Below are 12,487 nucleotides of genomic sequence, written 5' to 3' on the forward strand. Positions count from 1 at the left end.
TTCTCCCTGGGCACTGCAATCAAGCTGGAACCGTCCTGGAAGTTGGCTGAAAGTCACTCGCCCGCTTCCTCGCCCTGTGGCAGCAGCGGCAGCCGGACCCGGAAGGTGGCTCCACCGCCGGGTGTCTCGGCCACCTCGACCGAGCCGTGGTGCGCGGCGACAAGCGCCGCCACGATGGCCAGGCCGAGGCCGGTGCCGGTGTTGCCGTCGGCCCGCCGCGTACGCGCCGCGTCGGCCCGGTAGAACCGCTCGAAGACCCGCTCCGCCTGCTCCGCCGAGAGACCGGGGCCGGTGTCGGCCACCTCCACGACGGCGAGGTCCCCCGCTTCGGCACGCAACCGCACGCGGATCTCGGCGTCCGGCGGGGTGTGGGTCAGCGCGTTGGTGACCAGGTTGCCGATCACCTGACGCAGTCGTGCGTCGTCGGCGGAGACGACGAGCGGACCCGATCCGGGCTCGATCTCCAACTCGATCCGACGATCCGGGGCCATCACCCGGGCGGCCTGCACCGCGTCGGAGGCGAGCACCGGCAACTCCACCGGGGTCAGCGAGAGCGGCCGTTCCCGGTCCAGCCGGGCGAGCAGCAGCAGGTCCTCCACCAGCAGCCCCATCCGGGACGCCTCGTCCTCGATGCGGCGCAGCAGACCCGCGGTCTGCTCCGGCTCCCGGGCTGCGCCCTGCCGGTACAGCTCGGCGAAGCCGCGAATGGTGGTCAGCGGGGTCCGCAGCTCGTGCGAGGCGTCCGCGACGAACTGCCGCATCCGCTCTTCCGAGCGAATGGCCCGCGACTCGGACGCCTGGGCGGCGACGGCCGCATCCCGTGCGGCGCTCTCCGCCCAGCGCGCCGCGGTCTCCGAGGCGGCTCTGGCGGTGAATGCCGCCTCGATCTGCGTGAGCATCGCGTTCAGCGCACGGGACAGCCGGCCCAGTTCCGAGGTCGGATGCTCCTGCCCCTGCTCCGGGTCGGGCACCCGCTGGGTCAGGTCACCACCGGCGATGGCGGCGGCGGTGCGTTCGATCTCCACCAGGGGTTTGAGGCTGGTCCGGACGATCGCCGCGCCGACCGAGGCCAACATGATCAGCACTGCGCCGCCGACCAGGAGGTCTATCCAGACGAGCTGCTTCACCGCCCGGTCCACGTCGGTCAGCGGCTGACCCACTGCCAGCACCGAGCCGTCCGGCTGGGCCGCGTAGTAGAGCCGCCACCGGGTGAGGCCGTCCTGCGAAATTACCGTCCGCGGCTCCCCCTCCAGATCCTCGAAGCCGTCGCGGCTCGTCGCGAAGGTGGGCAGCTGCTCGGGATCGAGACTGACTTTGTCGTAGACCGGCTTGTAGACCTGCTGCTCGTCGGCCAGGCGCAGGACATAGTCACTGGGCAGCATCGCGTTGACCTCACCGCTGCGCAGCTTCGGGAGCAGCTGGCCGAGACCCTGGGCGGTCGACCTGATCTGCCCGTCGACCTGGCCCTCCAGGTAGTTGCGGAGGAGGTAGGCGGTCAATGAGCTGATCACCAGTAGCGCGACGGCGACCAGCGCCAGCACCGAGGTGACCAGCTTGACCCGCAGCGGGATGCCCCGCACCCGCCCCTTCGCCTGCTGGACCGCCTTCACGCCGCCGGCTTGCGCAGCACGTACCCGACGCCACGAAGCGTGTGGATCAGTCGGGGCTGGGTGGTGTCGACCTTGCGCCGCAGGTAGGAGATGTAGGACTCGACGATGTTGTCGTCACCGCGGAAGTCGTAGTTCCAGACGTGGTCGAGGATCTGCGCCTTGGACAGCACCCGGTTGGCGTTGAGCATCAGGTAGCGCAGCAGCTTGAACTCGGTCGGCGAGAGCTGCACGCGCTGGCCGGCCCGGTGCACCTCGTGGGTCTCCTCGTCCAACTCCAGATCGGCGAAGGTGAGCCGGGACGGGGTCTGCTCGCCGGTCGTGGTGCGGCGCAGCACGGCGCGGATCCGGGCGGTCAACTCCTCCAGGCTGAACGGCTTGGTGACGTAGTCGTCACCGCCCAGGGTCAGCCCACGGATCTTGTCATCGGTGGCGTCCCGAGCGGTCAGGAAGACCACCGGGGTACGGGTGCCGCCCTCGCGCAGCATCCGGATGACCTCGAAGCCGTCCAGGTCCGGCAGCATCACGTCGAGCACCACCAGGTCGGGCCGGTGGTCCTTGGCGGCGTTGAGCGCCGCGCTCCCACTGGTCGCGGTGGCCACGTCGAAGCCCGCGAACCGCAGGCTCGCGGAGAGCAGTTCGAGGATGTTGGGGTCGTCCTCGACGACGAGCAGTCGCGCCTCGGTCTGGGTAGCGGGCATGGGCCCATCATCGGTGACGTCACTGCGGCGGCGCTGGACGGTTGCTGCAAAAAAGCTGTGAGTCGGCGGCCGCGCCCCGGGTCGGCGACGGCGTCGGTCAGCGCAGCAGGCGGCGCAGCCCGTCCAGCGCGCCGTCGAGCAGCCGGATCGCGGTGCGCAACTGGGTGTCGCTGAACTGCCGGGCGCGCACCAGCCGACCCACCTCGGTGGTGAACGCGGCCAGCCGCTTGTCGAACTCGTCGAGCAGTACGTCGTGCGGCCCGCCGGCCGGCGTCGGCCGAGGCGGCGGCGCCTGAGTCTCCCACCGGGTACGTCGGGTCTGCCGGGTGGCTTCGCTCAGCTCCCGCTTGAGGTCGCGAACCGAGCCGCGTACCTCGCTGCGGATCTCGCCGGCCAGGGTGGAGAGGTCGGCCACCGAGGCCGCGATGTCCGCCTCCAGCGCGGTCAACTCGCCGGCCCGTTGGCGCAGCTCGGCACGGCCGGCGTCGGTGATGTCGTAGGTCTTGCGACCGCCGGCGGCGGTGTGGCTGACCAGACCCTCGGCCTCCAACCGTTGCAGCCGGGGGTAGATGGTGCCGGCGCTGGGCGCGTAGAGCCCGAGGAACCGGTCCTCCAGCAGGCGGATCAGCTCGTAGCCGTGCTTCGGGCCGTCGTCGAGCAGCTTGAGCAGGTAGAGCCGGAGCCGCCCGTGGCTGAACACGGCGGTCACGGCAGCTCCTCCCCCTCGTCGTCGACCGCTCGGGCGAGCAGGGCGATGCTCCCCGAGGTCGCGGAAGCCCAGAGCTTACCTTCGCCGGCACCGAGCACTCCCGCGCTGCTGGGCAGGGGGAACGTCGAGGTGCGGATCTGCGGGAAGCCACTGGTGATCCGGCCCGAGGCGGTGTGCAGTTGGACGGCGAGGTCGCTGTCCGCACGGACCCGGACGGTGATGCTGCCCGAGATGGTGCTCAGCCGGATCTCGCTGCGCCGAGGACCGTCCAGATCACAGGTGATCGCGCCCGAGACGGTCTGCGCCCGCACCCGCTCGGCGGCGCTGTCGGCGATGATCACCTCCCCGGAGACTGTCTCCAGAGTGAGTTCGCCGCGTACACCGAGCGCTTCGACCGGGCCGGAGGTGATCTTCGCGGAGGTGTTGCCGCGCAGGCCCATCAGGGTGATCTGACCGGCGGTGACGTGGACCGTCGTCTGCCGGCGCAACCCGGAGGCGACCACCGAGCCGGCGACCAGGCCCAGGTCGGCGAGGACATCGGCGGGCACGGCGACGGAGACGTCCACCCGCGGATAGCGGTGGATCATCCGGAACCAGCGCAGGACGTCCGACCAGCCCCGGCCGCGTTCCTGGCGGATGCTGAGCCGGCCGTCGGAGTGCTCGATCAGGACCGGCCGGCGACCGACCTGGGTGACGTCGACCCGGGTCGGGCCATCGGTCGCGACCACGTTGAGCCGTCCGCTGACCAGGCGGACGTCCAGCCGGGTGACCGGGCCGTCCATGGTGAGCCGCTGCGGGCTCTCGACCGTCCATCCGGTCATGGCTGTCCTCCTCTCGACGACGCGCCGAAGCGCGTCTGACGAGAGGAGAGTAACGCGATACATCGCGATACTACAAGAGCGGTCGGCCGCCCCTCCCCGATCGTCGGGCCGGTCAGGCCGCGAGGTCCAGTTCGCTGCCGGTGGCGGCCGGCGTCCGCACCGTAACGGCGGCCAGGGGCGCCGTGGGCACCGAACGCTGCCGGGCTCGCGCCACGGCACCCGCCGTGGGCAGCAGACGTACGGCCGACTCGGCGGCCCGGGCCAGCATCCGCCGGTCGGCGTCACGGGCCGGGTGCAGCGCGGCGGCGATCGTCACCGACACCACCAGATCCCGCGCCGTGACCACCCGGGCCACCGACCGCAGCAGGGTGTCCGCACCGAGGAAGGCGGCAGCTGTGGTGGTCGTTCCCGTGGACGCACTGCGGTAGGTGAGTCGTAGCGGCACCACCGGGCTGCCCGCGTCGATGGCCGCCTGGAAGATCGCGGGCCGGAAACCACCGCCGGGGCGACAGTCGGCGGCACCGACACCGGCACACCACGTCGTTCCCTCCGGAAAGACCGCCACCGACCGTCCGGCGCGTAGCGTGTCCGCGACCCGGCCGACGGTGGTCGGCAGCGCCCGCGGCCGGGACCGGTCCACGAAGACCGTGCCCGCCGCCGCGGCCAGTAGGCCGACCAGCGGCCAGGAACGGATCTCCCGCTTCGCGACCATCCGGGTGGGCGCGACCGCCAGCACCGCGAGGATGTCCAGCCACGAGACGTGGTTGGCGACCAGCAGCGCCCGCCGCCGGGGCAGCCGACCCCGGATCACCAGCCGTACGCCGAGGGCTCGGGCGGTGGCCCGGGCCCAGCCGCGCACCGCCGCCTGCCGCTCCCGGGTCGGGAGCACGGGCAGCAGCACCACGAGGCCGACCCCGGCCAGCAGCATGCCGGTCACCGCGACCAGCCGGAGCACCCGGCGGGCCACCGGCACCGTGGGCACCTCGCCGGCCGCCGGCAGACAGTCGTCGTCGCAACCCGACAGGGGCCGCCACAGGTCGTGCGGCACGGCGGTCACCGCTGCGCCTCCGCACCCAGGAAGTGCCGCAGGTAGCGCGGGTTCATCCGGTCCAGGGAGAAGAGCACGTAGAAGTCCGCGCACCCAAAGTCGGGGTCGTACGACGGCTCACCGCAGATCCACGCGCCGAGCCGGAGGTAACCGCGCAGCAGCGGCGGCACCGCGGCGCGCCCGGCCGCGTCGGCTGCCAACGGGGCAGCGGCGGTGAGAGCGGCGGTCGGGTCGGCGAACCAGGGCCGCAGCGGGCGGACCCGCAGTGGCGGCGGCGACAGGTGCCGGGTCAGGGCCTGGTTCCACACCTCGGCGACCGTCCGCCCGCCGTCGGCCACCGGCACCGAGGCGCAGCCGCCGAGCCAGCGGGAGCCACGCAGATGCAGGTACCGGATGATGCCGGCCCACATCAGGTTGATCACCGCGCCGGTGCGGTGGTCCGGGTGCACACAGGATCGGCCCGCCTCGACCAGGTCGTCGCGGAGCGGGTCGAGCGCGGTGAGGTCGAACTCGTCCTCGGCGTACCGCCGGTGGGTGCGGCCAGGCGGCAGCAGCCGGTACGTGCCGACCACCTCGCCGGTGCTGTCCTCGCGGACGATCAGGTGGTCGCAGTACGCGTCGAAGGGGTCCACGTCCAACCCGGCCGCACCGGGGAGGAGAGTGGCGCCGAGCTCAATGGCGAACACCTCGTGACGCAGGCGTTGCGCGGCCGCGACCTGGGTGGGGTCGTCGGCGATCAGCAGGGTGTATCCGCTGGTCGTCAGGGGTGCGCCAGCGGCATGCAGAACGGCCATGGGATCTGTCTAGGTGCCCGGGTTGCCATCCATGGGGACCACTGGTGTCGATCGGATGAACGCCGGCAGGCGAGACCGCGAGCCGCACCCGGCGGTGGGCGTGCGAGGCTGCCGGGGCGGACCGGCGAACGCGCCGGCGCGCCCCCACCGGAGGTCGACGATGCGCATCGAGTCCCGCTACAACGGGCCCGCCGGATCCGGCAACGGCGGCTGGAGCGCGGGAGTGTTCGCCGCCGCGGCTGGCGGCACCGGCCCGGTCGAGGTGACGTTGCGCCGGCCACCGCCGTTGGAGACCGAGCTGAGCCTGGTCGACGGCGAGGTCCGTGACCCGTCCGGCGACCTGGTGGCCGAGGTGCGCCCGGCCGGGACGGTCGACGCCGTCGTACCCCCGGTCGACCTGGACACCGCGGTGGCCGCGGCGGCCCGCTACCCCGGCCTCGTCGAGCATCCGTTCCCCAGCTGTTATGTCTGTGGGCCGCAGCGGACCGACGGGCTGCGGATCTTCCCCGGTCCGCTGCCGGATGGCCGGACCGCCGCGCCGTTCCGGGCCCCCGAACAGGTCAGCGCGGCCACGGTCTGGGCGGCGCTGGACTGCCCCGGCGGTTGGGCTGTGCTCGCGCCGGGCCGCCCGTACCTGCTGGGTCGGATCGCCGCCGTGGTCGCGGCGCTGCCGGGGCCGGGCGACGAATGCGTGGTGACCGGGGCGTTGCTCGGCGTCGATGGGCGCAAGGCGCTCGTGCACACCAGCCTGTACGGCCCGGACGGCGCGCTGCTCGGCGCCGCCCGGGCGACCTGGATCGCCCGCTGAGCCCGGCCGTAGTCCCCAGGGAGGAGTCACCTCCACCCTGCGGCGGACCAGAAGGTACGGACCGAGCCTGATTGACCTCGTTGCCCCGGGCCGTCACGCTGTGCCACGGCGTACCTCGACGCCACACACGGGAGGAGAACGATGACTGACGGGCAGCGAAGCCCCACCAGCGACGGTCAGATCGTGGTGTCCGGTCTGACGAAGCAGTACAAGAACGTGCGGGCGGTGAACAACCTGTCCTTCACCGTGGCGCCGGGGCGGGTGACCGGCTTCCTCGGCCCGAACGGCGCAGGCAAGACCACCACGTTGCGCATGCTGCTGAACCTGGTCACCCCGACTGCCGGCACGGCCAGCATCAGCGGCCATCGGTACACCGACCTCACGAACCCGCTGCGGCACGTCGGCGCGGTGCTGGAGGCATCCAGCGCGCACAAGGGCCGCACCGGCATCAACCACCTGCGGGTCATCTGCGCGGCGGCCGGGCTGCCCAAGGAGCGGGCCGACGAGGCGCTGGCCCTGGTCGGGCTGACCCCGGCGGCGAAGCGCAAGTTCAAGGGTTACTCGCTGGGCATGAAGCAGCGGCTCGGCATCGCCGCCGCGATGCTCGGCGACCCCCGGGTGCTGATCCTCGATGAGCCGGCCAACGGGCTCGACCCGGAGGGCATCCGGTGGATGCGTGGGTTCCTCAAGAACCTCGCCCACGAGGGCCGGACCGTGCTGGTCTCCAGCCACCTGCTGTCGGAGATGCAGCTGCTCGCCGACGACGTGGTGATCATCGCGGCCGGGCAGCTGGTCCGGCAGGGGCCGGTCGACCAGGTTCTCGGCTCGATGGCGCAGAGCGCCCGGGTCCGGGTCCGCACTCCGCAGGCCGAGGCGCTGATCGCCGCCCTGAAGGCGCAGTCGGCGACCGTCGACACCGACGAGCACGGCACCCTGCTGGTTGCCGGGGTGGACGCCCCGACGATCGGCCGGACCGCCCTGGCCACCGGCGTCGAGCTGCACGAACTGACCACCGAACGGCCCGACCTGGAACGGGTCTTCCTGGAGCTGACGGCCGGAAAGGCGGGCATCCGATGAACCTGGTCCGAGCCGAACTGCTCAAGATCCGCACGACCAGCACCTGGTGGTGGCTGGCTCTCGGCGCGTTCGTGTCGATCGTCCTGGCCTTCGCGTTCAACGCCTGGTATGCCGTCACCGTCCTCGGCGGCGACGGCGGAGAATTCGGTGCCAGCCCAGAGCAGTCGACCCCGGCGGCGCAGGCAGCGAACATCTACACCTCGGGCCAGTATCTCGGGCTGATGTTCGTGATGCTCATCGGCATCCTGATGGTCACCAACGAGTTCTTCCACCAGACGGCGACCACGACGTTCCTGACCACGCCGCGGCGCACCTCGGTCATCGTCGGCAAGCTCGTCGCCGCCAGCCTGCTCGGCTTCCTCTTCTGGCTGGCGACCACGCTGATCGACCTGGCCGCCGGCTCGATCTTCCTGTCCCTCAACGACTACGGCGCTCAGCTCGGCGAGTGGCCGGTGCAGCGGGCGCTGCTGTTCAACCTGCTCGCGTACGCCATCTGGACGATCCTCGGCGTGGGTATCGGCACGCTGATCACCAACCAACTCGGTGCGGTGATCACGGCTGCGGTGCTCTACCTGGTCGGTACCCAGGTGGTGGGTCTGCTGTTCCTGCTCCTGTCGAACCTCCTCGACAGCGAGGCGGTGCTCAAGTGGCAGGTGGTCTGGCCCGCGGTCGCCTCCCAGGTCATGATCACCGAAGGCCAGTCCGAGTTCGTGCCGGCCTGGTGGGTCGGTGCCCTGGTGCTGATCGGCTACGCGGTGGTCAGCGGGGTCGTCGGAGTCCTGCTCACTCGGCGGCGCGACATCGCCTGACGGCGGTCTTCCGACCCCGGGGCGGCGGCGACAAGCTGGCCGCCCCGGGGTCGTCGTCGTTGCCGCAGGGTCGGGACGGGGCGGATTCCGGCGTGTTACCAGCCCTCGACCATCGGCGCAGCGGTTGCCGAACTTCTGGCATCTTCTGTGAAACCGGCCACGGGACCGAGGCGGAAATGCCTGCGCGATCGGTACGGCGTAGCCTGGGACCCGTCCGTCCCGTGCTCCTAATCGGGCGCGAGGGACACACCGCGTGCCACACAAACCCGCGTGAAAGAGGCGATTACCGGCCGTGTCGACCCAGCAGACTTCGCAGGAGAACCCACTGGCGGGTTTCGGCCCGAATGAGTGGATCGTCGAGGAGATGTACCAGCGGTACCTCGCCGACCCAACGAGCGTCGATTCGGCCTGGCACGACTTCTTCGCCGACTACCGGCCGGCACCCGGAGCGGCCACGCCGCGCGGGGCCGAGTCGTCGTCGGAGAAGCCGGCCACCGCCCCCGAGCCGGACGGCCAGCCGGAGGCAGCCGCCACGGTCACCCAGCCGAGCGCCGCCGCGCGGCCGGCGACCGCCCCGAAGCCGACCGCCGCGCAGTCGGCACCGACCAAGCCCGCCCCCGCTCCGGCCACCCCCAAGGCCGCACCGGAGAAGGCCGCACCGGCGAAGCCGGCCGCCAAGGCCGCCGCGCCGACCGCCGACGGCCCGCAGACCACGCCACTGCGTGGCGTCGCCGCGAAGATCGTCCAGAACATGGACGCCTCGCTCAGCGTGCCCACCGCGACCAGCGTGCGCGCGGTCCCGGCCAAGCTGCTGGTCGACAACCGCATCGTGATCAACAACCACCTCGCCCGCGGGCGCGGTGGCAAGGTCAGCTTCACCCACCTGGTCGGCTACGCGCTGGTCCGGGCGCTGGTCCAGCACCCCGAGATGAACAACTCCTTCGCCGAGGCCAACGGCAAGCCTGCGGTGGTCCGCCCGCAGCACGTCAACCTCGGCATCGCGATCGACCTGGCCAAGCCGGACGGCAGCCGCAACCTGGTGGTCCCCTCCATCAAGGGCTGCGAGCAGATGGACTTCCGGCAGTTCTGGCAGGCGTACGAGGACGTGGTCCGGCGGGCGCGGCGCAATGAGCTGACCATGGAGGACTACTCCGGCACCACGATCTCGCTGACCAACCCGGGCGGCATCGGCACCGTGCACTCGATGCCGCGGCTGATGCAGGGGCAGAGCGCCATCATCGGCGTCGGCGCGATGGAGTACCCGGCCCCCTACCAGGGCATGTCCGAGACCACCCTGGCCGAGCTGGCCGTCAGCAAGATCATCACGCTGACCAGCACGTACGACCACCGGATCATCCAGGGCGCGCAGTCCGGCGAGTTCCTCAAGGTGATGCACGAGCTGATCCTGGGCGAGCACGGCTTCTACGACCAGATCTTCACCTCGCTGCGCATCCCGTACGAGCCGGTGCGCTGGATGCGCGACGTGGCGGTCAACTCCGAGGGTCAGATCAACAAGACCGCCCGGGTGCACGAGCTGATCCACGCGTACCGGGTGCGCGGTCACCTGATGGCCGACACCGACCCACTGGAATTCAAGATCCGCAAGCACCCCGACCTGGACGTCCTCCAGCACGGGCTCACCCTGTGGGACCTGGACCGCGAGTTCCCGGTCAACGGCTTCGCCGGCCGGCAGCGGATGAAGCTGCGCGAGATCCTCGGCGTGCTGCGCGACTCGTACTGCCGCCGGGTCGGCATCGAGTACATGCACATCCAGGACCCGGAGGAGCGCCGCTGGGTCCAGGAACGGATCGAGCGCAAGTACGAGAAGCCGCCCGCCGACGAGCAGAAGCACGTCCTCAACCGGCTCAACGCCGCCGAGGCGTTCGAAACCTTCCTGCAGACCAAGTACGTCGGCCAGAAGCGCTTCTCGCTGGAGGGCGGCGAGTCGCTGATTCCGCTGCTCGGTGAGGTGCTGGAGTCCTCCGCCGAAAACGGGCTGGACGAGGTCGTCATCGGCATGGCCCACCGGGGTCGCCTCAACGTGCTGGCCAACATCGTCGGCAAGCCGTACGAGAAGATCTTCTCGGAGTTCGAGGGCCACCTGGACCCGCGCTCGACGCAGGGTTCCGGCGACGTGAAATACCACCTGGGCCAGAACGGCAAGTTCACCACTCCCGGTGGCGAGCACTCCGTCAAGGTGTCGGTGGTGGCCAACCCGTCGCACCTGGAGGCCGTCGACCCGGTGCTGGAAGGCATCGTCCGGGCCAAGCAGGACCGGATCGACCTCAAGCTCGAGGGTTACACCGTGCTGCCGCTCGCGGTGCACGGTGACGCGGCGTTCGCCGGGCAGGGTGTGGTCGCCGAGACGCTCAACCTGTCGCAGCTGCGTGGCTACCGCACCGGCGGCACCGTGCACGTGGTGGTCAACAACCAGGTCGGCTTCACCACCGCCCCGGAGTACAGCCGGTCCAGCCTCTACAGCACCGACGTGGCCCGGATGATCCAGGCGCCGATCTTCCACGTCAACGGGGACGACCCGGAGGCCGTGGTCCGAGTGGCGCGGCTGGCCTTCGAATACCGGCAGACGTTCAACAAGGACGTCGTGATCGACATGGTCTGCTACCGCCGGCGCGGGCACAACGAGGGCGACGACCCGTCGATGTCCAACCCGCAGATGTACAAGATCATTGATTCGAAGCGCTCGGTCCGCAAGCTGTACACCGAGGAGCTGATCGGTCGCGGCGACATCACCGTGGAGGACGCGGAAGAGCTGCTGCGGGACTACCAGGCGCAGTTGGAGAAGGTCTTCAAGGCCACTCGGGACGCCGCCTCGGCCCCGCGCCAGCTCAACCGGCCGCGCCGCGAGGTCGAGCCGGAGCCGCAGGTCGACACCGCCACCGACGCGTCCGTGGTGAAGGCGATCGGCGAGGCGCACATCAACCTCCCGGAGGGCTTCACCCCGCACAAGCGGATCCAGCAACTGCTGGACCGGCGGGCCAAGATGTCCGTCGAGGGCAACATCGACTGGGGCTTCGGCGAGATCATCGCGCTCGGGGCGTTGCTGCACGACGGGGTCACCGTCCGGCTGGCCGGGCAGGATTCGCGTCGCGGCACGTTCGTCCAGCGGCACGCCTCGGTGGTCGACTCCCGCACCGGCGACGACTACCTGCCGCTGAAGTCGCTCACCGGCGACGGTGAACGCTCCCGGTTCTTCGTGCACGACTCGCTGCTCAGCGAGTACGCGGCGATGGGCTTCGAGTACGGCTACTCGGTGGAGAACATCAACGCGCTGGTCGCCTGGGAGGCCCAGTTCGGTGACTTCGTCAACGGCGCCCAGTCGGTGATCGACGAGTTCATCTCGTCCGGCGAGGTGAAGTGGGGCCAGCGCTCCGCCGTCACCCTGCTGCTGCCGCACGGCCACGAGGGCCAGGGCCCGGACCACACCTCCGGCCGGCCGGAGCGGTTCCTGCAGATGTGCGCCGAGGACAACATGCGGGTGTCCATCCCGACCACCCCGGCGAACTACTTCCACCTGCTGCGCCGCCAGGCCCTGTCGCCCAAGCGCAAGCCGCTGGTGGTGTTCACGCCGAAGTCGCTGCTGCGGCACAAGCTCTGCGTCTCCTCGGTGGAGGACTTCACCACCGGCACCTTCCAGCCGGTGCTGCGCGACACGGCAGCCCCGGCACCGGAGGCGGTGAAGCGGGTCCTGCTCTGCTCGGGCAAGGTCTACTACGACCTGTTCCAGGCCCGTCAGGAGCGCGGCGTCACCGACACCGCGATCCTCCGGATCGAGCAGCTGTACCCGCTGCCGGTGGAGGAGATCCGGGCGGCCCTCGCGCAGTACCCGAACGCGGAGGACTTCGCCTGGGTGCAGGAGGAGCCGGCCAACCAGGGCGCCTGGTCGTTCGTCGCGCTCAACCTGCTGGAGCACCTCGCGGACGTTCGGCTTCGGCGGATCTCCCGCCCGGCCGCGGCCGCCCCGGCGGTCGGCTCGGCCAAGACCCACGAGGTCGAGCAGACCGCGCTGATCGAGGCGGCTCTCCCCCGCCCGTGACCTGACCGCACCACGAGAGCCGGGGCAGGGCCGTTCACCACGGTCCTGCCCCGGCTCCG

10 protein-coding genes are annotated in these 12,487 nt (G+C 71.0%); 4 read left to right on the forward strand and 6 right to left on the reverse strand.

The features are described from left to right. Nucleotides 1-53: 53 nt before the first annotated feature. From JOD64_RS09210 to JOD64_RS09235, 6 genes are all read right to left on the reverse strand, one after another. Nucleotides 54-1,610, reverse strand: coding sequence for a sensor histidine kinase (locus tag JOD64_RS09210; RefSeq protein WP_204941854.1), 1,557 nt, complete (start codon nt 1,608-1,610; stop codon nt 54-56). Beyond that, nucleotides 1,607-2,308: a response regulator transcription factor gene (locus JOD64_RS09215; RefSeq protein ID WP_184178241.1), complete on the reverse strand. Its 702-nt coding sequence runs from the start codon at nt 2,306-2,308 to the stop codon at nt 1,607-1,609. The genes JOD64_RS09210 and JOD64_RS09215 overlap by 4 nt, the downstream gene beginning before the upstream one ends. Nucleotides 2,309-2,405: 97 nt before the next feature. Then, complete coding sequence (locus JOD64_RS09220) at nt 2,406-3,017, reverse strand: PadR family transcriptional regulator (protein ID WP_204941855.1); 612 nt, start codon at nt 3,015-3,017, stop codon at nt 2,406-2,408. Beyond that, on the reverse strand, nt 3,014-3,838 hold the full coding sequence (locus tag JOD64_RS09225) for a DUF4097 family beta strand repeat-containing protein (protein ID WP_204941856.1): 825 nt from the start codon (nt 3,836-3,838) through the stop codon (nt 3,014-3,016). Before JOD64_RS09225 ends, JOD64_RS09220 begins: the two co-directional genes overlap by 4 nt. A 112-nt stretch (nt 3,839-3,950) precedes the next feature. Further along, entirely contained in the window at nt 3,951-4,895 is a 945-nt protein-coding gene (locus tag JOD64_RS09230) for a lysophospholipid acyltransferase family protein (protein WP_204941857.1), read from the reverse strand. Next, on the reverse strand, nt 4,892-5,680 hold the full coding sequence (locus tag JOD64_RS09235) for a GNAT family N-acetyltransferase (protein WP_204941858.1): 789 nt from the start codon (nt 5,678-5,680) through the stop codon (nt 4,892-4,894). The genes JOD64_RS09230 and JOD64_RS09235 overlap by 4 nt, the downstream gene beginning before the upstream one ends. A 160-nt stretch (nt 5,681-5,840) precedes the next feature. Between JOD64_RS09235 and JOD64_RS09240 the strand changes: the two genes are divergently transcribed. The 4 genes from JOD64_RS09240 to JOD64_RS09255 all read left to right on the forward strand — a co-directional run bounded on the left by JOD64_RS09240 (nt 5,841) and on the right by JOD64_RS09255 (nt 12,428). Continuing rightward, nucleotides 5,841-6,488, forward strand: coding sequence for a hypothetical protein (locus JOD64_RS09240; RefSeq protein WP_204941859.1), 648 nt, complete (start codon nt 5,841-5,843; stop codon nt 6,486-6,488). 141 nt (nt 6,489-6,629) lie between these two features. Next, nucleotides 6,630-7,565, forward strand: a complete 936-nt coding sequence (locus JOD64_RS09245) for an ABC transporter ATP-binding protein (RefSeq protein WP_204941860.1) — start codon at nt 6,630-6,632, stop codon at nt 7,563-7,565. After that, on the forward strand, nt 7,562-8,374 hold the full coding sequence (locus JOD64_RS09250; RefSeq protein ID WP_204941861.1) for an ABC transporter permease: 813 nt from the start codon (nt 7,562-7,564) through the stop codon (nt 8,372-8,374). The genes JOD64_RS09245 and JOD64_RS09250 overlap by 4 nt, the downstream gene beginning before the upstream one ends. 292 nt (nt 8,375-8,666) lie before the next feature. Then, nucleotides 8,667-12,428 (forward strand): multifunctional oxoglutarate decarboxylase/oxoglutarate dehydrogenase thiamine pyrophosphate-binding subunit/dihydrolipoyllysine-residue succinyltransferase subunit, encoded by a 3,762-nt coding sequence (locus tag JOD64_RS09255; protein ID WP_204941862.1) that lies wholly within the window; start codon nt 8,667-8,669, stop codon nt 12,426-12,428. Nucleotides 12,429-12,487 lie beyond the last annotated feature (59 nt).

Source organism: Micromonospora luteifusca, assembly GCF_016907275.1.
In the GTDB taxonomy this organism is placed as follows: Bacteria; Actinomycetota; Actinomycetes; order Mycobacteriales; family Micromonosporaceae; genus Micromonospora; species Micromonospora luteifusca.

Bases quoted from the DNA above. Each gene is read 5' to 3' on its own strand.
- JOD64_RS09225 (WP_204941856.1), bottom strand. From the start codon at position 3,838: ATGACCGGATGGACGGTCGAGAGCCCGCAGCGGCTCACCATGGACGGC.
- JOD64_RS09215 (WP_184178241.1), bottom strand. From the start codon at position 2,308: ATGCCCGCTACCCAGACCGAGGCGCGACTGCTCGTCGTCGAGGACGAC.
- JOD64_RS09240 (WP_204941859.1), top strand. From the start codon at position 5,841: ATGCGCATCGAGTCCCGCTACAACGGGCCCGCCGGATCCGGCAACGGC.
- JOD64_RS09245 (WP_204941860.1), top strand. From the start codon at position 6,630: ATGACTGACGGGCAGCGAAGCCCCACCAGCGACGGTCAGATCGTGGTG.
- JOD64_RS09250 (WP_204941861.1), top strand. From the start codon at position 7,562: ATGAACCTGGTCCGAGCCGAACTGCTCAAGATCCGCACGACCAGCACC.
- JOD64_RS09235 (WP_204941858.1), bottom strand. From the start codon at position 5,680: ATGGCCGTTCTGCATGCCGCTGGCGCACCCCTGACGACCAGCGGATAC.